Origin of the sequence: Streptomyces endophyticus, from assembly GCF_035798155.1 — a bacterium.
Taxonomy (GTDB): Bacteria; Actinomycetota; Actinomycetes; order Streptomycetales; family Streptomycetaceae; genus Streptomyces; species Streptomyces endophyticus.
Map to the genome: position 1 here is coordinate 37,739 of NZ_JAOZYC010000127.1, position 22,069 is coordinate 59,807.

22 protein-coding genes are annotated in these 22,069 nt (G+C 69.0%); 10 read left to right on the forward strand and 12 right to left on the reverse strand.

Annotated features, from left to right (window positions below; all coding sequences use genetic code 11):
• The first annotated feature begins 134 nt into the window (after window positions 1-134).
• Window positions 135-1,613, forward strand: a complete 1,479-nt coding sequence (dnaB, locus tag OKJ99_RS20975; RefSeq protein ID WP_326018530.1) for a replicative DNA helicase — start codon at window positions 135-137, stop codon at window positions 1,611-1,613.
• Window positions 1,614-1,693: 80 nt separating this feature from the next.
• Window positions 1,694-3,076 carry a serine hydrolase domain-containing protein gene (locus tag OKJ99_RS20980; RefSeq protein ID WP_326018531.1) on the forward strand — a complete coding sequence of 461 codons (1,383 nt, stop codon included), beginning with the start codon at window positions 1,694-1,696 and terminating at the stop codon, window positions 3,074-3,076.
• Between the two features lie 58 nt (window positions 3,077-3,134).
• Here OKJ99_RS20980 and OKJ99_RS20985 read toward each other — a convergent pair whose 3' ends face one another.
• Entirely contained in the window at window positions 3,135-3,587 is a 453-nt protein-coding gene (locus tag OKJ99_RS20985) for a GNAT family N-acetyltransferase (protein WP_326018533.1), read from the reverse strand.
• Window positions 3,588-3,633: 46 nt separating this feature from the next.
• The gene (locus OKJ99_RS20990) at window positions 3,634-4,092 is read right to left on the reverse strand and encodes a MarR family winged helix-turn-helix transcriptional regulator (RefSeq protein WP_326018535.1); all 459 of its coding nucleotides are present in this window, start codon (window positions 4,090-4,092) and stop codon (window positions 3,634-3,636) included.
• A gap of 142 nt (window positions 4,093-4,234) precedes the next feature.
• Here OKJ99_RS20990 and OKJ99_RS20995 point away from each other — a divergent pair, with 142 nt between their 5' ends.
• The gene (locus OKJ99_RS20995; RefSeq protein WP_326018537.1) at window positions 4,235-5,440 is read left to right on the forward strand and encodes an MFS transporter; all 1,206 of its coding nucleotides are present in this window, start codon (window positions 4,235-4,237) and stop codon (window positions 5,438-5,440) included.
• Window positions 5,441-5,520: 80 nt separating this feature from the next.
• Complete coding sequence (locus tag OKJ99_RS21000) at window positions 5,521-5,940, forward strand: GlcG/HbpS family heme-binding protein (RefSeq protein ID WP_326018539.1); 420 nt, start codon at window positions 5,521-5,523, stop codon at window positions 5,938-5,940.
• A 68-nt stretch (window positions 5,941-6,008) separates the two neighbouring features.
• Here the strand turns inward: OKJ99_RS21000 and OKJ99_RS21005 are convergent, their stop codons facing one another.
• Window positions 6,009-6,893 (reverse strand): GNAT family N-acetyltransferase, encoded by an 885-nt coding sequence (locus tag OKJ99_RS21005; RefSeq protein ID WP_326018540.1) that lies wholly within the window; start codon window positions 6,891-6,893, stop codon window positions 6,009-6,011.
• Between the two features lie 578 nt (window positions 6,894-7,471).
• On the opposite strand from OKJ99_RS21005, the gene OKJ99_RS21010 reads away from it, so the two are divergent.
• The gene (locus OKJ99_RS21010; protein ID WP_407700732.1) at window positions 7,472-8,839 is read left to right on the forward strand and encodes a globin domain-containing protein; all 1,368 of its coding nucleotides are present in this window, start codon (window positions 7,472-7,474) and stop codon (window positions 8,837-8,839) included.
• 32 nt (window positions 8,840-8,871) lie between these two features.
• On the opposite strand, the gene OKJ99_RS21015 is transcribed toward OKJ99_RS21010, so the two are convergent.
• The 5 genes from OKJ99_RS21015 to OKJ99_RS21035 form a co-directional block, all read right to left on the reverse strand.
• Window positions 8,872-9,354, reverse strand: coding sequence for an NUDIX hydrolase (locus OKJ99_RS21015; protein ID WP_326018541.1), 483 nt, complete (start codon window positions 9,352-9,354; stop codon window positions 8,872-8,874).
• Window positions 9,355-9,413: 59 nt separating this feature from the next.
• Entirely contained in the window at window positions 9,414-10,319 is a 906-nt protein-coding gene (locus tag OKJ99_RS21020) for a LysR family transcriptional regulator (RefSeq protein WP_326018542.1), read from the reverse strand.
• A gap of 301 nt (window positions 10,320-10,620) precedes the next feature.
• Window positions 10,621-11,766, reverse strand: coding sequence for a cystathionine gamma-lyase (locus OKJ99_RS21025; RefSeq protein ID WP_326018543.1), 1,146 nt, complete (start codon window positions 11,764-11,766; stop codon window positions 10,621-10,623).
• Window positions 11,763-12,257 carry a low molecular weight protein-tyrosine-phosphatase gene (locus OKJ99_RS21030; RefSeq protein ID WP_326018544.1) on the reverse strand — a complete coding sequence of 165 codons (495 nt, stop codon included), beginning with the start codon at window positions 12,255-12,257 and terminating at the stop codon, window positions 11,763-11,765. Before OKJ99_RS21030 ends, OKJ99_RS21025 begins: the two co-directional genes overlap by 4 nt.
• Window positions 12,258-12,269: 12 nt before the next feature.
• A complete protein-coding gene (locus OKJ99_RS21035; RefSeq protein WP_326018546.1) occupies window positions 12,270-12,650 on the reverse strand; it encodes a phage holin family protein in 381 nt (126 codons plus the stop codon).
• 46 nt (window positions 12,651-12,696) lie between these two features.
• Here OKJ99_RS21035 and OKJ99_RS21040 point away from each other — a divergent pair, with 46 nt between their 5' ends.
• The 4 genes from OKJ99_RS21040 (at window position 12,697) to OKJ99_RS21055 (ending at window position 14,929) form a co-directional block, all read left to right on the forward strand.
• On the forward strand, window positions 12,697-13,014 hold the full coding sequence (locus OKJ99_RS21040; protein ID WP_326018612.1) for a cupin domain-containing protein: 318 nt from the start codon (window positions 12,697-12,699) through the stop codon (window positions 13,012-13,014).
• A 172-nt stretch (window positions 13,015-13,186) separates the two neighbouring features.
• Window positions 13,187-13,402: a DUF5326 family protein gene (locus OKJ99_RS21045; RefSeq protein ID WP_266718729.1), complete on the forward strand. Its 216-nt coding sequence runs from the start codon at window positions 13,187-13,189 to the stop codon at window positions 13,400-13,402.
• 185 nt (window positions 13,403-13,587) lie between these two features.
• The gene (locus tag OKJ99_RS21050; RefSeq protein ID WP_326018549.1) at window positions 13,588-14,364 is read left to right on the forward strand and encodes an IclR family transcriptional regulator; all 777 of its coding nucleotides are present in this window, start codon (window positions 13,588-13,590) and stop codon (window positions 14,362-14,364) included.
• Window positions 14,365-14,464: 100 nt separating this feature from the next.
• The gene (locus OKJ99_RS21055) at window positions 14,465-14,929 is read left to right on the forward strand and encodes an SsgA family sporulation/cell division regulator (RefSeq protein ID WP_326018551.1); all 465 of its coding nucleotides are present in this window, start codon (window positions 14,465-14,467) and stop codon (window positions 14,927-14,929) included.
• Window positions 14,930-15,044: 115 nt separating this feature from the next.
• Here OKJ99_RS21055 and OKJ99_RS21060 read toward each other — a convergent pair whose 3' ends face one another.
• On the reverse strand, window positions 15,045-16,382 hold the full coding sequence (locus OKJ99_RS21060) for a YibE/F family protein (RefSeq protein WP_326018552.1): 1,338 nt from the start codon (window positions 16,380-16,382) through the stop codon (window positions 15,045-15,047).
• Between the two features lie 235 nt (window positions 16,383-16,617).
• Here OKJ99_RS21060 and thiC point away from each other — a divergent pair, with 235 nt between their 5' ends.
• Entirely contained in the window at window positions 16,618-18,393 is a 1,776-nt protein-coding gene (gene thiC, locus OKJ99_RS21065; RefSeq protein WP_326018554.1) for a phosphomethylpyrimidine synthase ThiC, read from the forward strand.
• A gap of 71 nt (window positions 18,394-18,464) precedes the next feature.
• Here thiC and OKJ99_RS21070 read toward each other — a convergent pair whose 3' ends face one another.
• From OKJ99_RS21070 to OKJ99_RS21080, 3 genes are all read right to left on the reverse strand, one after another.
• The gene (locus tag OKJ99_RS21070) at window positions 18,465-19,289 is read right to left on the reverse strand and encodes a hypothetical protein (RefSeq protein ID WP_326018556.1); all 825 of its coding nucleotides are present in this window, start codon (window positions 19,287-19,289) and stop codon (window positions 18,465-18,467) included.
• A gap of 182 nt (window positions 19,290-19,471) precedes the next feature.
• Entirely contained in the window at window positions 19,472-20,548 is a 1,077-nt protein-coding gene (locus OKJ99_RS21075) for a metallophosphoesterase (RefSeq protein ID WP_326018557.1), read from the reverse strand.
• A 219-nt stretch (window positions 20,549-20,767) separates the two neighbouring features.
• A complete protein-coding gene (locus OKJ99_RS21080) occupies window positions 20,768-21,880 on the reverse strand; it encodes a LacI family DNA-binding transcriptional regulator (RefSeq protein WP_326018559.1) in 1,113 nt (370 codons plus the stop codon).
• Window positions 21,881-22,069: the final 189 nt, after the last annotated feature.

Consider the following 22,069-nt stretch of genomic DNA (forward strand, 5'->3'; position numbering starts at 1 on the left):
CGTGTCCCGCGACCTCGGAAACCTCACAAATCCGACGCGTCAGAAGCGGAGTTGGGTCTCTTATTTGTCAGTGTCGTGCCGTAGGAATGAGGGGTACGGCGAGGTCCGCTCGGCGGACGGGAGGAGGCGGCCCGGTGAGTATCTCCGAGCCATTGGACGACCCCTGGGCCGACGACGGTCCCAGTGATCGCCTCCCCGCTTCCCGGCCGTTCCGGGGCAGTGGTCGAGGCCAGGGTGACCAGCACGAGCGGGGCAGTGAGGGCGGCAGCTGGGACGAGGGTCCCGCCACCTTCGAGCGCGTTCCGCCGCAGGATCTGGACGCCGAGCAGTCCGTGCTCGGTGGCATGCTCCTGTCGAAGGACGCGATCGCCGACGTCGTGGAGGTCATCAAGGGGGCCGACTTCTACAAGCCGGCCCACGAAACGATCTTCCAGGCGATCCTCGACATCTACGCCAAGGGCGAGCCCGCCGACCCGATCACCATCGCCGCGGAGCTGACCAAGCGCGGCGAGATCAACAAGGTCGGTGGCGCATCGTATCTGCACACCCTCGTGCAGACGGTCCCAACGGCGGCGAACGCCGAGTACTACGCGGAGATCGTCCATGAGCGCGCCGTACTGCGCCGTCTCGTCGAGGCGGGCACGCGGATCACGCAGATGGGATACGCGGGCGACGACGACGTCGACGAGATCGTCAACAGGGCGCAGGCCGAGGTCTACGCAGTCACCGAGCAGCGGACCAGCGAGGACTACCTCCCGCTCGGCGACATCATGGAGGGCGCGCTCGACGAGATCGAGGCGATCGGTTCGCGCAGCGGCGAGATGACCGGTGTGCCGACTGGCTTCACCGACTTCGACTCGCTCACCAACGGTCTGCACCCGGGCCAGATGATCGTCATCGCGGCCCGCCCCGCCATGGGTAAGTCCACGCTGGCGCTGGACTTCGCGCGCGCCGCGTCGATCAAGAACAACCTGCCCAGCGTCATCTTCTCCCTCGAAATGGGGCGCAACGAGATCGCGATGCGTCTGCTGTCGGCCGAGGCACGGGTGGCCCTGCACCACATGCGCTCCGGCACGATGACGGACGAGGACTGGACGCGGCTCGCGCGCCGGATGCCCGAGGTCTCGGCCGCGCCGCTGTACATCGACGACTCCCCGAACCTGTCGATGATGGAGATCCGCGCGAAGTGCCGCCGGCTCAAGCAGCGCAACGACATCAAGCTCGTGATCATCGACTATCTGCAGCTGATGCAGGCCGGTGGCTCGAAGCGCTCCGAGAGCCGTCAGCAGGAGGTCTCGGACATGTCCCGAAACCTGAAGCTGCTGGCCAAGGAGCTGGAGCTGCCGGTGATCGCGCTCTCCCAGCTGAACCGTGGTCCCGAGCAGCGCACGGACAAGAAGCCGATGGTCTCCGACCTGCGCGAGTCCGGCTCCATCGAGCAGGACGCCGACATGGTCATCCTTCTGCACCGCGAGGACGCGTACGAGAAGGAGTCTCCGCGCGCGGGCGAGGCGGACATCATCGTCGGCAAGCACCGAAACGGTCCGACGGCCACGATCACCGTCGCCTTCCAGGGCCACTACTCGCGCTTCGTGGACATGGCGCAGACCTGATCGGGAGGCGGCCGACGGCGCGGATCAGCTTCCGGTGAAATCCGCTCGACGTCGGTCGTCGGCCGGGATGGACTGGGCTCATGACGACTTCCCCGGAAGAGCTGTTGCCCACCACGCGTCGCGCCCTCTTGCACCGCATCGCCGTAGCCCAGAGCGAAGGGCGGGCGCCCTCACTCGTGGCCGCGGTCGCGCGGGACGGTGAGCTGGTGTGGACCGGGTCGCGTACCTCGGTGGACGGGCACGGGCCGGACGAGCACGTGCAGTACCGGATCGGCTCGATCACCAAGACGTTCACGGCCGTGCTGGTGCTACGGCTGCGTGACGAAGGGCTGCTCGACCTGGCGGACCCGCTGGAGAAGCATCTGTCCGGCACCGGTGCCGGCACGGTCACCGTCGCCGAACTGCTCGCCCATACCGGCGGGTTGGCGGCCGAGACGCCGGGGGAATGGTGGGAGCGGAGCCCCGCGAGCCGGCGCCCGACCCTCGCAGACGTCCTCGGCGAGCAGCCCTTCCGGCACCCCGTCGGCCGTCGCCACCACTACTCCAACCCTGGCTATACGCTCCTGGGCGCCCTGGTCGAGGCAGTGCGCGGGGTCTCCTGGGAGGAAGCCCTGCGCGATGAGGTCCTCGAACCCCTTGGCCTGACCCGCACCAGCGCCCAACCGCAGCAGCCGCATGCCGGGGGTTGGGCCGTGCACCCGTACGCAGATGTGCTGCTTCCGGAACCGAGCGAGGACCTGGGGCTGATGGCTCCCGCCGGTCAACTGTGGTCCACCACACGGGACTTGGCCGTCTTCGCGTCCTTCCTTGCGGTCGGAGATGACCGGGTGCTGAGCGCGGACTCCGTTCGGGAGCTGCGGACCCCCGCCGCGCCGACCCTGCCGGGCAACTGGGAGGCCTCGTACGGGCTCGGCATGCAGGTGGTGCGGGGCGGCGGCCTCACCTTGGCCGGACACACCGGCTCGTTGCCGGGGTTCGTGGCGGGGTTGTGGCTGTGCGAGGAGGAGGGGCTCGTGGCGGTCGCTCTCGCCAACTGCACGACGGGGGTGCCCGTGGCGACGCTGGCCGCCGAGCTGTTGGCGATCGTCGCCGAGGCCGAGCCGAGGTTGCCCGAGCCGTGGCGGCCGCTCCCCGAAGTGAAGGCGTCCGAACTGGAGCTGGTGGGGCCCTGGTACTGGGGGACACAGGTCGTGGTGCTGCGCCTGGCGGCCGACGGCGGGGTGGAGATGGGGCCGGCGGCCGAGGGCGGACGACGCTCCCGGTTCCGGACGAACGGCGACGGCACCTGGACCGGGCTCGACGGCTACTACGCGGGAGAGCTGCTCAGGGCCGTCCGGCGGGGCGATGGGGCGGTGAGCCACCTCGACCTCGGTTCCTTCGTCTTCACGCGGGAGCCGTACCCGGTGGACGGGCCGGTTCCTGGTGGGGTGGATCCGGAGGGGTGGCGGGGCATTCCGCGGTGATCCGCAGTTCTGTCGGTCGGCTGTTTCACGTGAAACAGCCGACCGAACGACTCCCCGGTCACAGTTGCAGCTTGAAGCCCATATGGGAGCCCACAAAGCCGAGCCGCTCATAGAAGCGGTGGGCATCGGTACGCGTGGCATCGGAGGTCAGCTGTACCAACTGGCAGCTCTGGCGCCGGGATTCGTCGATTGCCCACTCGATGAGCTGCGTGCCGAGGCCGCTGCCACGCTCGTCGGCGTGGATCCGGACGGCCTCGATGATCGAGCGGGTGGAGCCCTTCCGGGAGAGCCCGGGGATGATGCTGAGTTGCAGCGTGCCGACGACCCGGCCCTCGCGCGCGGCGACGACGAGGTGCTGATTCGTGTCGGCCATCAGGCGTGTGTGCGCGGCGAGATACGGCGTGAGGTCCTCCGGTGACTCCCGCTGAGCGCCCAGCGGGTCGTCCGCCAGCATGGCGACAATCTCCGGAATGTCCTCGGCCGCGGCCGGCCTGATCTCAAGATCTCCCATGGCCCGCAGCCTATGCGCGGCCTCCCGTCGACCGCGCTCGGCCCGGTCAGGCGACGGTGTGCAGTCCTTCGACCGCCTTGACCAGAGGGGCGAGGTCCGGGTTCTCGGCCGCGCTGTCGAGAGCTTCCCGCAGCGCCGTGGAGTTCGTGGGGCGGGCCTCTTCGAGGAGCTCGAACCCGGCTTCGGAGACATTCGTGTAGATGCCCCGCCGGTCGGTCGGGCACAGGTAGCGGGAGAGCAGGCCGCGCTCCTCGAGCCGGGTGACCAGGCGCGTGGTCGCGCTCTGGCTCAGGACGACGGCGTCGGCCACCTGCTTCATCTGGAGGTGGCCGCCTTCCCCGTCGTGCTGACGGCTGAGGACGTCAAGCAGCGAATACTCGCGCACGCTCAGCCCGTGTCGGGCCTGCAGCGCGCGCTCGATGTGGGACTCGATCTTCCCGTGCAGCAGCGAAAGCGCGCACCAGCCCTGTGAGAGGGCGGTCAGTGCGGGGTCTGTGGCGGTCATGGCTCGTGATTCCTCCGTCCCGGAGCGACTCAGCCCAGGGTAGTCGATGTTCGGGGTTGCCCGCGTTTGCAATTAACCAGCGTCTGCAATTATTGTGAGGTCTCGTAAAGCGCACCCGCAACAGTCTGGAAGGGATTCCTCCATGCCTCTCGCGCTTCTCGCCCTCGCGATCGGTGCCTTCGGTATCGGAACCACGGAATTCGTGATCATGGGATTGCTCCCAGAGGTCGCGGGTGACTTCGGCGTCTCCATCCCCACGGCCGGCTATCTGGTGACCGGCTACGCGCTCGGTGTGATGTTCGGCGCCCCGCTGATGACCGCCCTGGGCACGCGTATCCCGCGCAAGCGGATGCTGATGCTGCTGCTGGGCTTCTTCATCGTCGGCAACCTGTTGTCCGCCGTTGCGCCCGTCTTCGCCGTCATGCTGATCGGCCGCGTGGTCGCCTCGCTCGCCCACGGCGCGTTCTTCGGCATCGGCTCGGTTGTCGCGGCCGAGCTGGTGGCACCGGAGAAGAAGGCCGGCGCGATCGCCATGATGTTCACGGGCCTGACCGTCGCCAACGTCATCGGTGTCCCGCTCGGCACGTTCATCGGCCAGTCGGTCGGCTGGCGTGTGACGTTCACGGTCGTCGCCGCACTCGGCGTCATCGGCCTCGCCGGAATCGCCAAGCTCGTGCCCGACCTGCCCAAGCCGGAAGGCGTGCGGCTGCGCCACGAGCTGGCCGCGTTCAAGAACGTGCAGGTCGTGCTCGCGATGGCGATGACCGTGCTCGGCTTCGGCGGCGTCTTCGCGGCCGTCACCTACATCGCGCCGATGATGACGCACGTCGCCGGCTTCGCGGACGGCTCCGTCACCTGGCTCATGGTCCTCTTCGGCCTCGGCATGGTCGCCGGCAACCTCATCGGCGGAAAGTTCGCCGACCGCGCCCTGATGCCCATGCTGTACGTGTCGCTGGGCGTGCTCGCCCTCGTGCTCGCCCTGTTCACGGTCACCGCGCACAACCAGGTGCTGTCCGCGATCTCCATCATGTTGATCGGCGCGTTCGGCTTCGCGACGGTGCCGCCGCTGCAGAAGCGGGTTCTCGACCAGGCCTCCGGCGCCCCGACGCTCGCCTCGGCCGTCAACATCGGCGCCTTCAACCTCGGCAACGCCCTCTCCGCCTGGCTCGGCGGCATGGTGATCGCCGCGGGCCTCGGCTACACCTCCCCGAACTGGGTCGGCGCCGTGCTCGCCGCGGCCGCTCTCGTCCTGGCCGTGCTGTCCGCGGCCCTTGAACGCCGCTCGTCCGCTCCGAGCCTGCTCGTCGCGGCCGCCGAGCAGCCGCGCACCGAGCCCGCCCACCACTGACCCGCACCCCGGTCGACGGGCCGATGACACCGCCGCCCCGCAGCACCTCTCCGTACCACCCCGCAAGGAGCATCACCCTCATGAGCACCACCGCCGTCACCCCGCTCAGCACGCAGGACGCCGAGACCCTGGTCTCCGCCGCTCGCCTCGCCGCGGAAGCGGCCGGAGTCACCGTCAGCGTCACCGTCCTCGACGCGGGCGGACACCTCCTGGCCTTCCGCCGCGACGACCGCGCCGTCCTCATCTCCGGCGAGACCAGCACGCGCAAGGCGTACACCGCGCTCCAGCTGAACGCCCCCACCGCCGACCTCGTCGAGCTGGTCAAGCCCGAGGGCCCCTTCCACACGCTGCCCACCGCGCTGGACCGCCCGCTGCTGTTCATCGCCGGCGGCCTGCCGGTCCACCGCGACGGCCGGCTCATCGGCGCCATCGGTGTCGGTGGCGGTGCCCCCGAGCAGGACCACGGCTTCGCCACCGCGGCCGTGGAGGCCCTCGCGTAACAGCAGACGCGCACCCCGCATCCGCCCCAAGTCGCTGCAGCACAGCGGTACTTGGGGCGGACGTGTATTCAGCCCGCGGCCACGGTTAGCGGCGCGAATCGGCGGGTCCAGTCGCCGGGCAGATCCGAAGCCCCGTAATTCATCACTGAGTTGAGGCCGACGGCCTCGAGCCCGCGCTCCTTGAGCCACACCAGCAGCTCCTCATGACGCACGTCGATGTCGGTGCGCAGCGGCCGTTCCGTGCCTGCCGCCAGCGAGGCCACGAGGGCCTGCGCCGTCGCGGTGTCGCGGGCGACGAGAGGGCCGACGACGTGGGTGTCCTCGTTGGGCCAGGCGGCCGCGAAGCCAATGAGCCCGCCACCGGTCCTGTCGGCCTCACCTTCCACGGCCACCCGCAACTGGTCGGCAAAAGCCGGAAGTCGCGTGATGACATGCGTACGGTCCGGGCCGAAGACTTCCGCGTCCAGACGGAGGATCGACGGGAGGTCTCCCGCCGTGGCCGCACGTGTGGTGACGCCTGGCAGGGACCCGCCCGCGGCGAAGCGGCCGCGCACCGTCTCGGCGCGCCCTGTGACTTTGAAGCCCAACTCCTCGTAGAGCGGCCGCCCGTACGGCGTCGCGTGGAGGGTGAGCGGTGTCGTGCCCGCCCGCTCGACGACGTGGCGCATCAGGCGCCTGCCGATGCCCTGCCGTGCGTGCTGTTCGGCGACCAGGACCATGCCGATCGCGCCGAGTTCGGGCCGCTCCTGGGGGCCGTACTCGGTCACTACGCAGGCGCTGACGAGGCCGCCGTCGGGGTCGTCGATGCCGTAGCCGCTACCGGCCGAGAGCAGCAGCCGCCACTTGTGTTCCTCGCGGGGCCAGCCCCGGTTCTCGGACAGGTCGGCGCACGCGAGGACATCGCGAGGGGAGAGACGACGGATGGGCAGGCCGGAGAGGGAAGGTGTCGACACGCAGGTCAGGCTGTCGGACTTCGACCCGCGGCGTCCACCGCTTTGTGGAGAGTGCCCCGATGCTTTTGGTCTCGCCGGGAGTTTCACGTGAAACATGGCGCCGGGGGCGGCTCTCGCCCGCGTTCGATGGCGCGGGCACGCGAATTAGCGTGCCGAGACCGGTAATTGAGGAATTTACGAAGTGGCCGAGGTTCGCTTAATCCGCAGTTATGTCGGTAGGGGGTTGTCGACTTCGCGGCGGCCGGTATCGTCGGGTCGGGATCGCACCGGGTGGCCGAAGGGGGCCGAGGGGAAGCCCGTGGTGCGCGCAGGCCCAAGCAGCCTAACGGGACGGAGAGATCGAAGACCTGCACTTTCCGCTTTGCGTTCTGGGCAATGACACCGGGTGGCATGCTGCGGTGAGAGGACTGCGGACAATGTCACACTCTTACCTTACTTGTCAGTAGCCGCCCGGAATGCAGTGTTCAATGTGGACTGCATTGTTGTCGAGGCACGCGGGGGAAAGCCCACAGTTTCCGGGCGCGGAACAGCTCGGGAGTACGTTGACCGACCGAAATATGTTCGAGGCGAGGCACAGCATGGACGCTCCGACCACTACGCCGTCGGCCGATTCCGGTTCGGACGGTGGGGGTGGCTGGTTCACGCCGCACACAGGCCCGGCACCGCAACCGCCCACCACCGGTTCCGGCGAGGAGGCGACGCAGGAGGAGCACCGAATACCGGAGCCGCGTCAGGCGCCGGCCGCCCAGCAGGCGCAGCAGCCCGCCCCGCCGCGGGCCGCCGAGACGCCCGGCCCCATGGCCGCCTCCGCGCGCCCCGCTCCCACGCATGCCTCCCCCGACGCGATCCTCGTCCGCCGCACGATGGAAGAGATCGGTCCCGTCGCGGACAGGGTCACCTCGTACTTCTACGCGCTGCTCTTCGTGCGCCACCCGGAACTGCGCCCGCTCTTCCCCGCGGCGATGGACACCCAGCGCGACCGGCTCCTCAAGGCGCTGCTGACCGCCGCTGAGCACGTCGACAACAAGGACGTCCTGGTGGCGTACCTGAAGAACCTGGGCCGCGGTCACCGCAAGTACGGCACGCAGGCGGACCACTACCCGGCCGTCGGCGAGTGTCTGATCGCCGCACTCACCCAGTACGCCACGACCACGTGGAACGCGGAGACCGAGGCCGCCTGGGTCCGCACGTACACGACGATCTCCCAGGTCATGATCGACGCGGCGGCCGAGGACGAGCTGAGGGCGCCGGCCTGGTGGATGGCCGAGGTCGTCTCGCACGACCTGCGCACCCCCGACGTCGCCGTGGTGACCGTGCGGCCCGATCAGCCCTACCCGTTCCTGGCCGGGCAGTACACGACGCTGGAGACGCCCTGGTGGCCGCGGATCTGGCGGCACTACTCGTTCGCGTCCGCGCCCCGCTCGGACGGGCTGCTCTCGTTCCACGTGAAGGCCGTCCCAGCGGGCTGGGTCTCCAACGCCCTGGTGCACCGGGCCCGCCCCGGTGATGTGCTGCGCCTCGGCCCGCCCGCCGGCTCCATGACCGTCGACCACACCACCGACAGCGGGCTGCTCTGCCTCGGCGGCGGCACCGGCATCGCGCCCATCAAGGCGCTCGTCGAGGACGTGGCCGAGCACGGGGACCGGCGCTCGGTCGAGGTGTTCTACGGCGCCCGTACCAATCACGATCTGTACGACATCGACACGATGCTGCGCCTCTCGCAGAGCCACGCGTGGCTCTCGGTGCGGCCCATCGTGGACCAGCAGGCCCACCTCCAGCTGCCGGACGCGGTGCGGGAGTACGGCCCCTGGAACGAGTACGACGCGTATCTCTCCGGCCCGCCCGGCATGATCCGCAGCAGCATCGACACCCTGCGGCGCATCGGCATCCCCGGCAGCCGCATCCGGCACGACTCGGTCGAGGACCTGGTGGCGGCGGCGGACTGAGTCCCCGCGGCCAAACCCGTTGCCGCGAAGCGTCAGCCCAGATCGGGCGCGTGCATCGCCCGCACGCCCTCGATGTTGCCGTCCAGGTAGTGACGCAGCGAGAGCGGCACCAGATGGACCGAGGCGATGCCGACGCGGGTGAACGGGACCCGGACGATCTCGTAGCCGCCGCACGGGTCCTCGATCTCGGGCCCGTGCCGCTCGTCGGTGTCCATCGACTCCAGCCGACAGACGAAGAAGTGCTGGACCTTCACGCCGGTCGCGCCGCCGTCCTCGCCGATGTGCTCGACGGTGTCCACGAAGCAGGGCACCACATCGACGATCTTGGCGCCGAGTTCCTCGTGCACCTCGCGATGGAGGGCGTCCACGACGGTCATGTCCTCCGGCTCGACCCCGCCACCGGGAGTCACCCAGTACGGATCGACGCCGGGCTTGGTCCGCTTGATCAGGATCAGGTCGTCGCCATCCAGCAGGACGGCGCGTGCGGTGCGCTTGACCACGGGTCGGACGGTCATGGGAGAAATGTGGCCCGGCTGGTTCCACGTGAAACATCCCGCATCGCTCGGCGCCCCGATCACGACCAGTCGACGGCAGCACGCAGCAGCCACTCGTGCGCCCGCGCGATGTGCGGCATGGCGAGTGTGCCGGTGCGCACCACCAGGAAATACGTACGCAGCGGTGGCACGGGTGGGTCGAGCAGGGCGACGATCTCCCCGCGCTCCAGGCTCTCCTCGCACAGATAGCGCGGCAGAACGGCGAGGCCGGCTCCCGCGATCACACAGGCGAGGACCGCGCGCAGATCGGGCACGACGACCGTGGCGGAAACAGCGGGCCGGGAGTCGAAGACGGCGGCCCAGTAGCGGCTGACCAGGGGCAACGACTCGTGCACCTCGACCACAGGGAACTTCTCCAGGGACGGCGCCGCGTCACGGTGCAGCATGCCGCGGCCGATCCGGGCGGCCAAGCGCGGGGCGGCGGCCAGCACGTGCTCTTCGTCGCAGAGCGGAGTCGCCGTGAGTAGGGCACCGCGCGGACGGACCGTCGCGATGGCCAGATCGTGATGTCCCGCAGCGAGCCCCTCCAGGGTTTCCTCGGCCGTGCCGAAGCTCGCCCGCAACGCGATGCTCTGTCCGTCGTCCCGGGTCAGGGCCGTCAGCGCGGGGAGGGCGCGCTCCGCGGCGAACTCCGGAGGCCCCGCCAGATGCAGGGTGCGCATGGCGGACTCCTCGTCGAGCCCGGCCTCGGCGATCTCCACGAGGGCGTCGAGATGCGGAGCCGCCTTGTGGGCCAGTTCGTCGCCGATCGTCGTGGCCGTCACACCGCGCGCCTGGCGCAGGAAGAGGGGGCTTCCCAGCTGCCGTTCCAGCGTGCGGATCTGGGAGGTGACCGCCGGCTGGGACAGGCCGAGCAGCGCGGCGGCGCGGGTGAACGAACCGGCGCGATGCACCGTCACAAAGGTGCGCAGCAACGCGAGATCCATCGCGGCACGCCTCCCTCCCCAAACCCCCGCCGCGCTCAACTATAAATAAGTCGATAGGTCTCTGTCGCTACGGTGATTGGACACTGACACAGAGTCAACTAGCCTTGTTCGCGCGGTTCTTCGCGCACGGGAACCGGGACGGTCCGAGCCACGAGGGGGGAGGCTCGGACCGTCCGTTGTGCGTAGCGCGGTACTAGGGCCCTTCTGACGGATCTTGCTGGAGTCGCGGGGCCTGGTGCGCACATGGCGGCCGTCGGCATCCAGCCTGACCCGTCAGAAGGGCCCTAGCAGCCAGGCAACATCACAGGTCGCGGGCCTCGTCCAGCGCCCGAAGCACGTCCGCCACCAGGTCCTCGGTGTTCTCGGCGCCCGCTGAGAAGCGGATGAAGCCCTCGGCGACGGCGTCCCCGCCCCAGCGCCCGCGTCGCTCGGCGGTGGACCGTACGCCGCCGAAGCTCGTCGCGTCGTCCACCAGGGTCAGGGCGTCGAGGAACCGCTCGGCCTGTGCGCGCGAGGGCAGCTCGAAGGCGACCACGCATCCGAACCGACGCATCTGACCTGCGGCGACGCCATGGGACGGATCGTCGGGCAGCCCAGGATGGCGCACCCCGGAGACACCCGCGCGCGCCAGCAGGGCGCGCGCCACGGCCAGCGCGTTGGCGCTCTGCCGCTCGGCGCGCAGCTCGAGCGTGGCGAGTGACCGGTGTGCGAGCCAGGCCTCCATCGGACCCGGAATCGCCCCGACGATCTTGCGCCAGCGCTTCACCGAGGCGATCAACTCGGCGTCGGCGCACGCGACGTAGCCGAGCAGGACGTCGCCGTGGCCCGTGAGCTGCTTTGTGCCGCTGGCCACCGCGAAGTCCGCGCCGAGCTCCAGCGGGCGCTGCCCGAGCGGCGTCGCGAGCGTGTTGTCCACGGCGACGAGCGCCCCGCGCGCGTGGGCCGCGTCGGCGAGGCGCCGGATGTCGCAGACGTCGAGGCCGGGGTTGGACGGCGTCTCCAGCCACAGCAGGCGCGCCCCGTCGAGCACGTCGAGCTGCGCGTCACCGCCGGTCGGCGCGGTGCGCACCTCGATCCCGTACGCCGTGAGCTGCTCGCGAACGAGCGGGAAGACCTGGTAGCCATCGGCCGGCAGGACCACCACGTCGCCCGCGCGAAGCTGCGAGAAGAGGACCGCGGAGATCGCGGCCATGCCGGAGGCGAAGGCCAGCGTCTCCACGCCGGAGCTCCCCGGAGCCTCCAACTCGCTGATGGCACGCTCGAGATGTGTCCACGTCGGATTCTCGTCGCGGCCGTACGCATAGGGCCCCGACACATCGCCGGGCAGATGGAAGTGTGCGGCGAACACCGGCCCTGGCAGGGTCGGTTCGTTCTTGACCGGGTCGGGCAGACCCGCCCGGACCGCCCGCGTGCCGTCTCCCGGTTCCTGTGTCGAGGGCTCCGTCATGCGACCTGTCCTCCCACTGCTTCGCGCACGGATACGAGAAGGCCGTCGGAGGCCGCCTCGACCAGCTTCAGGCACTCCTCGAAGCCGCCCAGATCGCCGTAGTACGGATCGGGGACCTCCAGGTCCGAGGCAGCGGCCCCGGCGTCGTAGGAACGCAGCAGGCGCACCTTCTCGGCGTCCTCGGGCGTCGACGCCAGGCGGCGCAGGGTGCGCAGATGGCCGTGGTCGAGCGCGACGACCAGATCGAGGCGGGCGAACCAGTCGCGGTGGAACCGGCGGGCCGTGTGCTCGGAGGTGTAGCCGTTCTCGGTGAGGACGCGGACGGTGCGCGGGTCGGCGCCGTCGCCCTCGTGCCAGCCGTCCGTGCCCGCGCTGTCGACCTCGACGAGGCCGTCGAGCCCCGCCTCCTCGACGCGGGCGCGGAAGACGTGCTCGGCCATGGGCGAGCGGCAGATGTTGCCGGTGCAGACGAAACAGACGCGGTAGGTCATTCTCGGCCGCTCTCAGTCCTTGCCGTCGGGCAGTACGACGTTCAGCGCCCAGGAGACGATCGACACGATCAGGCCACCGAGGATCGCGGTCCACAGGCCGTCGACGTGGAAGCTCAGGTCCACCTGGTCGGCCAGCCACGAGGTCAGCAGCAGCATCAGGGCGTTCACGATCAGCGTGATCAGGCCGAGCGTGAGGATGAACAGCGGGAGGGTCAGGAGTTTCACGATCGGCTTCACGATCACGTTGACCAGGCCGAAGATGAGGGCGACGAGGATCAGCGTGCCGATCTTCTTGCCGGTGCTGTCGCCGGTGAGGGTGATCTTGTCGAGCACCCAGACGGCGACGGCCAGGGCTCCCGCGTTGGCGAGCGTCTTGACGAGGAAATTCTTCATGTGTCTGATCGTTGCAGACATGACTGGTGACAGGGGTGGAGAGGCGATGAAGGCGTTCCGGTTGGATGAGCTCGAGGCGGAGAGAGCCGCCAACGACGGGGCGTATCTGCAGTTCCTGCGGGAGCGCAATATGTCGGTCGGGCTGTACGCGCTCGACGCGGGTACGCAGGACCCGCAGCAGCCGCACCACCAGGACGAGGTCTACCTGGTGGTCAGCGGCCGCGGTTCGATCACGGTCGGCATGGAAACCACTCAGGTGGCCCGGGGCAGTGTGGTGTACGTGCCGGCTGGTGTCGCGCACAAGTTCCACCACATCAGTGAGGACCTGCGTGTCCTGGTCGTCTTCTCGCCTCCGGAGGGCTGACGGGTCGGCCCCGCGGACGGGCCCCACCTCGGGGTTCCCTAGGGGGCGGGTCAGGGGAGGACAAGGGATCGGAAGGCCCCGCACGGGCCTTCGACGTGCCAGCATTTAGTCAGAAGCATCGAAGCAGAAGCTCGAAGCAGAGCATCGAAGAGACAACGAAGGAGCGATGGCAGTGCGAGAGATATTCGCGGACATGCCGTGGTGGGTGAAGTGGGTCGCGGTGCCGGTCATCGCCATCGTCGTGTTCGGCGGTCTGATCGCCAGCGTCGTCGGCTTTGTGATCGGCCTGCTGTTCAAGGTGCTCGTGTTCGCCGCTCTGGTGGGTGGACTCATCTACGTCGTGCGGAAGTTCATGGTCGGCTCGTCATCACGGAGCCGCGATTGGTGAAGCCGCACGCACTTGTGTGCGGGTCCCGGTCGTTGCGTTGCGCGACCTTTCGCACGACCGGGGGAAGTTTCCTTGCGCGGCAGGCGCCAATCGGTGGCCAAGGGTTAGAGTCCGGAATTCGATGGCTTTAGCCCCCTGCGAGCCTCGAACACGCGGGGGTTCCCCACGCGCATCGGGAGTGAACCTTGGCCACGGTCGATACCGCACCCGCCGCCCCGCAGACACTCATCGGCTCCGTACAGCGGGCCATGCGACTGCTCGAGGCGGTCGCTTCCCATGACGACGGGGCGCCGGCCAAGCAACTCGCGCGGGAAGCCGGCCTTGCCCTTCCCACCGCGTACCACCTGCTGCGCACGCTGGCTCATGAGGGATATCTCCGCCGGGAGAACGGCGTCTTCGTTTTCGGTGACGCCGCCGAGCGTCTGAGCAGCAGCGGAGCACAGCAGAATCGTCGCAGCATGATCACCGATGCGCTGCGGCACTGGCGCGACACCATCGGTGTCCCGGTCTATTTCGCGGTCTACCGAGACGGCGAGATCGAGCTCGTCGCCGTCGCCGACACCCCGGCCAATCCGGCCGTCGAGGAGTGGGCCGACTTCCGGGAGACCGGCCATGCCCACGCCATCGGCCAGTGCCTGCTCTCCCAGCTCGACGAGGAGGCCCGCATGGACCACCTCGACCGCTATCCCGCGCAGTCCATCACCCCGTACTCGGTCCGGGACGATCGCGCGCTGCTACGGAAGCTGAGCCGGGTGGGCCGCATGGAACCGATCGTCGAGCGTCAGGAGTACGCGCTGGGAACGGCCTGTGCCGCGTTTCCGTTGACGATCGGGTCGACCGCGGCAACTTTGGCCATTTCTCTCCCTTCCCATCAGGCGGAGAAACTGCTGCCCACAGCCCGTCAGCTGCAGCACGAGATCGGCAGGCTGGTAGGAACACTCGCCTTCTCTATCAGCATTTGAAAACTCACTCCTTGTGATCCTGTGTGTACGTTGAGCAAGATGCCAGCAGTGTCAGGGAGATAATTCCTGGCCAATCGACGGCAAGTTGACGGGGTAGGCGATGCGCGAGTCGGTACAAGCAGTTCAAGCAGAGGTCATGATGAGCTTCCTCGTCTCCGAGGAGCTCTCGTTCCGCATTCCGGTGGAGCTCCGGTACGAGTCCACCGATCCGTACGCCGTGCGGCTGACCTTCCATCTGCCCGGAGACGCGCCCGTGACCTGGGCGTTCGGCCGGGAGCTCCTCGTCGACGGGGTCAACGGGGCCAGTGGCGAAGGAGATGTACAGGTCACACCGGTGGAGCGAGTGGGCGGCGCTGTCGGCGAGATGCCGGGAGAGGTGCACATCAGGCTCCAGGTCGGGGCGGACCAGGCCCTGTTCCGAGCCGGGGTCGCACCGCTCATCGCGTTCCTGGACCGGACGGACAAGCTCGTCCCACTGGGCCAGGAGGAGACAGGCGCGGACTTCGAGTCCGACCTCGACGAGGCTCTCGACCGGATCCTCGCCGAGGAACAGAGCGCGGGCTGACTCCCCATCGGCTCGTACGGCAGCAGACGGCTCACGCGACACCAGATGGTTTGTACGACACCGGACCAGACGTAACGCTTCAGCAGCGCGGTGCACCCGAGCAGTTCCGCGCCTTTCAGCGTTTACGCCGCCGGCCTCCGCCACCGCGTCCAGGCACGGGAGCGGCCTTCGCGGGCTCCCGGGTCTCCGGGCGGTCGGCGGAGACCACGAGTGCGGCCAGTGCGGTGGTCACCGGCACCGAGGCGACGAGGCCGATCGAGCCGACCAGCGTACGCACGATCTCCTCGGCCACCAGCTCGCTGTTGGCCACGTCGGCGACGCTGCTCTGCGCGATCGAGAAGAGCAGCAGCAGCGGCAGCGCGGCACCCGCGTAAGCCAGGACGAGCGTGTTGACGACGGACGCGATGTGGTCGCGGCCGATGCGGATCGCCGCCCGGTACAGGGCGCGCCGGCCCAGCGTCGGGTTCGCCTCGTGCAGCTCCCACACGGCAGAGGTCTGCGTGACCGTCACGTCGTCGAGCACACCGAGCGAGCCGATGATGACGCCGGCGAGCAGCAGACCGCTCATGTCGATGTCCGGGTACAGGCCGTGGATAAGACCCGTGTTGTCGTCGGTGTTGCCCGTCAGGGCCGCCCAGCCGATGAACAGCGAGCCCAACAGGCCGATCAGCAGCAGAGAGACGAGGGTGCCGAGCACGGCGACAGAGGTTCTGGCCGTCAGGCCGTGACACATGTAGAGCGCGATCAACATGATCGCGCTGGCCCCGACCACCGCGACGACCAGGGGGTTCGACCCCTGCAGAATCGCGGGCAGGATGAAGAACGTCAGCACCATAAAGCTGATCGCGAGCGCGACGAGTGCCATGACGCCGCGCATCCGGCCCACCACGACCACGGCCAGGGCGAAGATTCCGGCCAGCAGCACCATCGGAACCTTGCGGTTCACATCGGTGACCGAGTACTGCAGGTCCTTCGGTGCGTCCGGCGCGTAGGCGGCGATCACCTTCTGGCCCTCGTGCAACTGCCGCGGTGAATCCGGCTGGACGACCTCGGTGAACGTACGGCCTTTGTCCTTGCCGCTGTCGATCCGGATCGTCGCGTTCTCGCAGGTGCCACTGGTCTTCTGCTCGCCTGTGGTGCCCTGCTGCGCCGTGGGATCCCCGGTCGGGCTCTGCCCCTGGGCGTGCACGGAGGAGCAGTCGACCTGCTCGACCCGGGTGACCGTGGCCTGCTGTGTCTGCCGGTCGAAGCCGACGCCGCTGCGTTCGTGCGGCGGTGCGCCGCCCGGCCAGAGCACTGCGAGACCCACGACGACCGCGACCGAGAACGGGATCAGGACGGCCGCGATCACTTTGCGCAGGTGCCGCGAGACAGGTGCCGCCGGACCGTGGCTGTGGGAGTGCCCATGCGGCGGGTGGGACGGCGGAGCTGGGGGCTGTTGGCTGGTGGTCACCGCCAGATCATCGCAAGAACGGAGGGGGCCCTCTGGTCAACGCGGCGTGCGTCACGTTAGCGTGGAGGCGCTTTTGCCATCGCGGGAGCTCGGAGCACCGGGCTGAGAGGGCGCTGACCTTCGTCCCAGCGCGTTTCACGTGAAACAGCGTGGAACTGCGTGACCAGGAGACGAATATCGCTGCGTCGACCGCTGAACCTGTTACCGGGTAATGCCGGCGTAGGGAGTAGGTCTCATGACCACAACGGACGCGCACACGCCTGCCTCCAGCTCGACCGAGGAGGCCGGCCAGTCCATCGGCTGGCACAAGGGGTACATCAGGGGCTCGCGCCCCGACCTCCAGGTGCCGGTCCGCCAAGTGCACCTCACCAATGGGCAGTCGGTGACGCTGTACGACACCTCAGGTCCGTACACCGACCCGACCGTCGACACCGATGTCCGCCGCGGTCTCGCGCCGCTGCGAGAGAACTGGATCATCGCCCGCGGCGACACCGAGGAGTACGCGGGACGCCCCGCCCGTCCCGAGGACGACGGCATCAAGCACACGTCGCCGCGCGGCGGCCTGCGCAACCTCGACGCGGTCTTCCCCGGCCGCCCGCGCCAGCCGCGGCGCGGCCGGGGCGGCCAGGCCGTGACCCAACTCGCGTACGCGCGCCGGGGTGAGATCACCCCGGAGATGGAGTACGTGGCGATCCGGGAGAACGTCGCGCCGGAGGTCGTGCGCGAGGAGATCGCGGCTGGCCGGGCCGTGCTGCCCGCGAACGTCAACCACCCGGAGATCGAGCCGATGATCATCGGCAAGCGTTTCCTGGTGAAGGTCAACGCCAATATCGGCAACTCGGCCGTGACGAGCTCCATCGAGGAGGAGGTGGACAAGATGACCTGGGCGACCAAGTGGGGCGCCGACACGGTCATGGACCTCTCCACCGGTCGCAACATCCACACCACGCGCGAGTGGTTGCTGCGCAACTCCCCCGTCCCGATCGGCACCGTGCCGCTCTATCAGGCGCTCGAAAAGGTCGACGGCAAGGCCGAGGACCTGACCTGGGAGGTCTACAAGGACACGGTCATCGAACAGGCCGAGCAGGGCGTGGACTACATGACGGTTCACGCGGGCGTCCGCCTCCCGTTCGTCCCGCTGACCGCCGACCGCAAGACCGGCATCGTCTCCCGCGGCGGCTCGATCATGGCCGCGTGGTGCCTCGCGCACCACAAGGAGAGCTTCCTCTACGAGCACTTCGAGGAGCTCTGCGAGATCCTCGCGGCGTACGACGTCACGTACTCGCTCGGCGACGGACTGCGCCCCGGTTCCATCGCGGACGCCAACGACGAGGCACAGTTCGCGGAGCTGCGGACGCTCGGCGAGCTGAACTCCATCGCCAAGCGCCACAACGTGCAGACGATGATCGAGGGCCCGGGACACGTCCCGATGCACAAGATCAAGGAGAACATCGACCTTCAGCAGGAGATCTGCGAGGAGGCGCCGTTCTACACGCTCGGCCCGCTGACCACCGACGTCGCCCCGGCGTACGACCACATCACGTCCGGGATCGGCGCCGCGATGATCGCCTGGTGGGGCACGGCGATGCTCTGCTACGTCACGCCGAAGGAGCACCTGGGCCTGCCCAACCGCGACGACGTGAAGACCGGCGTCATCACGTACAAGATCGCGGCGCATGCGGCGGACCTCGCCAAGGGGCACCCGGACGCGCAGGCCTGGGACGACGCGCTCTCCGACGCCCGCTTCGAGTTCCGCTGGGAGGACCAGTTCAACCTGGCCCTCGATCCGGACACGGCGCGGGCGTTCCACGACGAGACGCTGCCGGCGGAGCCCGCGAAGACGGCGCACTTCTGCTCGATGTGCGGGCCGAAGTTCTGCTCGATGAAGATCTCGCAGGACATCCGGCGCGAACACGGCACCACCTCCTCGGAGATCGAGGAGGGCATGGAGCAGAAGTCCAAGGAGTTCGCGCAGGCCGGCAACCGCGTGTATCTGCCGATCGCCGACTGACGGCATGACGGTGAGGCCCCTCGTGTGCGAGGGGCCTTGTCGTCGGGCACGGCCCGGGGGCCGCCGGAGGGTCAGTCCGGCTGGTGGTCCGGGCCGCCGAAGTCAGGGCTGGAGAAGTCCGGGCTCGAATAGCCGGCGCGCTGGCCCGTGGCCGTGCCGCCACCGTCGGGGCTGCTGAACCCCGGCCTGTTGTAGCCGAGTTGCGGCATGCGCCCGCCGGAGCCGCCGCGGCCCCCGAGGGGCGAGCCACCGCCCGCCGAGGGGTCCGCCAGGGCGTCCCGCAGGAACGGCAGGATGCCCCGGTCCAGGAGCGCGACGCGCCAGGCTTCCCTGGCCTGCTTCACTTCCTCGCTCGCCTCGCCGTGCGCGCTTGCCTGGAGCGACGTCGACCCATTGCGCAACGCCGCGAGCAGCAGGCAGACCGCCGCGACGAGAATGCTGGCCGCGGTGATCGCGCCGAAGACCCAGCCGAAGGTGCGCAGGGTCCTGGCGAAGCCCGGCACCGGATTGAGCATGCTCAGGACGTAGCCGACGATCAGGAAGATCATGGCTGCGGTCCCGGCCAGGACCGGGGCGAGCACGACGGCGACCGCGGCGATGCCCGGTCCCTTGCTCTCCCCGCTGGAGTTGCCTCCTTCACGTAGCGGACGCAGGAGCCGCGGTGTGGAGCGCAGTTCCTCACGGACCTTGACGTAGCGCTGGTACTCGTCGGCGGCCGCCGTGTTGATCAGTGCGGCGGCGCCGAGCGCCATCGTGCGCAGCTGTTCGGGGTTGAGCCGCTGGCCCACGGCGGCGAGTTCAGGCCGATTCGGTGCGGTACGCAGCGCGTCATCGAGGAGCCGCTCGAACTCTGGACGGTCCTCGTTCAGCAAATGCGGAGCGCTGTTCATGTGCATCCCCCGATGCTCCGTAGGGCTTGGTGGCCCGCATGGGTGCGAGCCGTCGGGCAGAAACGGAGGGGAGCCTGCTACGGATAAGCCGATGGTAGAGCTGTCACGGCACGCGGTGACAGGGGGTTTCCGGAAATTGGCCCTGCGGCCGGTCGGATCCTCCGCTTTCGCGCCTGCCCCGCGAAGTCTCAGATATCCATGGGCAGTTGCTGGACGAGCAGCTTTCCAGCCATGGTCACGCCGCCGTCCATGGCGATGGCCAGGCCGTTCGCGTACACATGCGGGCCCTCGACGGGGGGCCTGCCGTCCTCGCTGTCCCCGTCCTCGCCACCGACCTCGCCGAGCAGATACGGGATCGGGCTGTGGCCGTGCACGATGCGCGAGCCGCCATAGGTGTCGAGGAGCTGTCGCACGGCGCCGGGCCCCGACTCCTCGTCCTTGAACGCGAACCGCTTGGTGAACTTGCGGAACAGGTCCCAGCACTCGTCCGCGTCATTGCGCGTGAGCGTCTCGCGCACCGTGTCGTTGACGGCCTCGATGGAGTCGCCGTAGTCGAGATACGCGGTGGTGTCCGAGTGCGTGAGCAGATGGTCGTCCTCGATCTCGATCGCGTCGAGCCGGGACATCCACTGCAGATGTACGTCCTGGAGGCGGTCCATGTCGGCCTTCTGCCCGCCGTTGAGCAACCAGGCCGCCTGGAACGTGGCGGTGCCCGCTCCGGAGTTCACGGGCGTGTCGCCGAACCGCTTCGCGCCGAGCAGCAGCAGCTCGTGGTTGCCCATGAGCGCCTTGCAGTAGCCGCCCGCGGCCGCCGCCTCCGCGGACAGCCGCATGACGAGGTCGATGACGCCGATCCCGTCGGGCCCGCGATCGGTGAAGTCGCCGAGGAACCACAGGCGCGCGGTGCCCGCCGCCCAGTCGCCCTCCGCGTCGATCAGGCCCTGCTCGCGGAGCGCGGCGAGCAGCTCGTCGAGGTAGCCGTGCACATCGCCGACGACGTACAGCGGGCCGAGGCCCTCGTCCCCCGTGGGCGCGGGCTGCGTCACCTCGATCTGGACGGTGTCGCCCGGGTCGATGACCGGCAGGTCGCGCTCGGTCGGCGTGTAACCCTCGGGATGATCCTCGGGACTCTCGGCGCCGGGCGCGGGGACGTCGGGGTCCGTCGGCTGCACGTTCGCCGGTACGTCATGGACGTACGCGGGAACACGGAAGTCGCGCAGCGTCCCCGTGCCCGCTGCGGATCCCAGACCGGCCCCCTGAGTCATCGACCCCTCCACCACCATTGCGCCGCCTGTGCACCGTATCGGACTGCCTGGTCGCAGCGGCCCGCGGTGTCGTGCGCCCATCATAGGAATGCGGCTCGCGCTGTGTGATGCACCAGGGGTGGTGAATCGGTGACGGGCGGCTGATCGCCGTGCATTTCTCCCGAATTGGTGTGGACTTTTCTCTGCGGAGGAGTCGGTGGAGGGGGCGGGCCGGGGCGGTCAGCCCTGTCCCGGAGAGCGGGGAGGGCTGACCGTGGTGCGGTGCGGGCGCCGCTGGGACGAGGTCCGCACGATGAGTTCGGTCGGCATCACCTGCTCGACCGGCTGGTCGGACTCGACCCCTTCGATGGCGTCGATGAGGAGCTGCACGACGGATGTCCCGATCCGCCGCGGTTTGAGCGAGAGGGTGGTGATGGGCGGTTCCGTGTTCGAGTAGACGGTCGACTCGCTGCAGCACACGAGCAGCAGATCGTCCGGGACGCGCAGCCCGTAGCGGCGCGCCGCGGCGAGCAGATCGGTGCCGTTGGGATCGAAGAGGCCGTAGACCGCGTCCGGGCGGTCGGGCCGGGCGAGCAGCCGGTCGGCTGCGACGGCGCCCGCGCACGGGTCGTGCGCGGGGTACGACTCGTAGACCGGTTCCTGTCCGATCCGCTCGCACCAGCGCAGATACGCCGAGGTGGAGAGGTGCGTGTACGTGTCGGTGGTGGTGCCGGTCAGCAGGCCGATGCGGCGGGCGCCGGACTCGGCGAGGTGGTCGAGGATGCCGAGTACGGCGGCCTCGTGGTCGTTGTCGACCCAGGCGGTCACGGGCAGGGTGCCCGCGGGACGTCCGTCGGAGACGACAGGCAGGCCCTGGCGGACCAGCTCGGTGACGACCGGATCATGGTCGGAGGGGTCGATGACGACGGTGCCGTCGAGTGCGACGTTCGACCACACGTCGTGGCGTGAGGTGGCGGGCAGGATGACGAGGGCGTACCCGCGGGCGAGCGCGGCCGAGGTGGCGGCGCGGGCCATCTCGGCGAAGTACGCGAATTCTGTGAAGGTGAAAGGTTCATCCCCGTACGTCGTCACGGTCAGGCCGATGAGGCCCGATTTCCCGGTACGGAGCGTGCGAGCGGCCGCGGAGGGGCGATAGCCCAACCGTTCGGCGACCTCGCGGACGTGGCGTCGGGTGGCGTCCGGGAGCCGGCCCTTACCGTTGAGCGCGTCGGACACAGTCGTGATCGAGACCCCGGCGGCTGCGGCAACGTCTCTGATGCCTGCCCGGATCGGCCGGGTGCCCCTGCGGGTTGTCTCTGCCCGGCTCACCTGGTGCTTCCCTGCTGCTGTCATGGCGAGCCGATAGTAGGGCTCATTCGGCTGCATGGTGGGGGCGCATATGCAGGCGTTGACAGGCACGTTTCTGCAAGGTGATTACCCATCATCGACCTTGAAATAAAAGGGAGTTGGCGGGTTGAACTATGGCACTTTGCTTGTCGTCGCGCATGGGCCTGCCAAGTCGGCGATGTTGCGAGTAGGTCT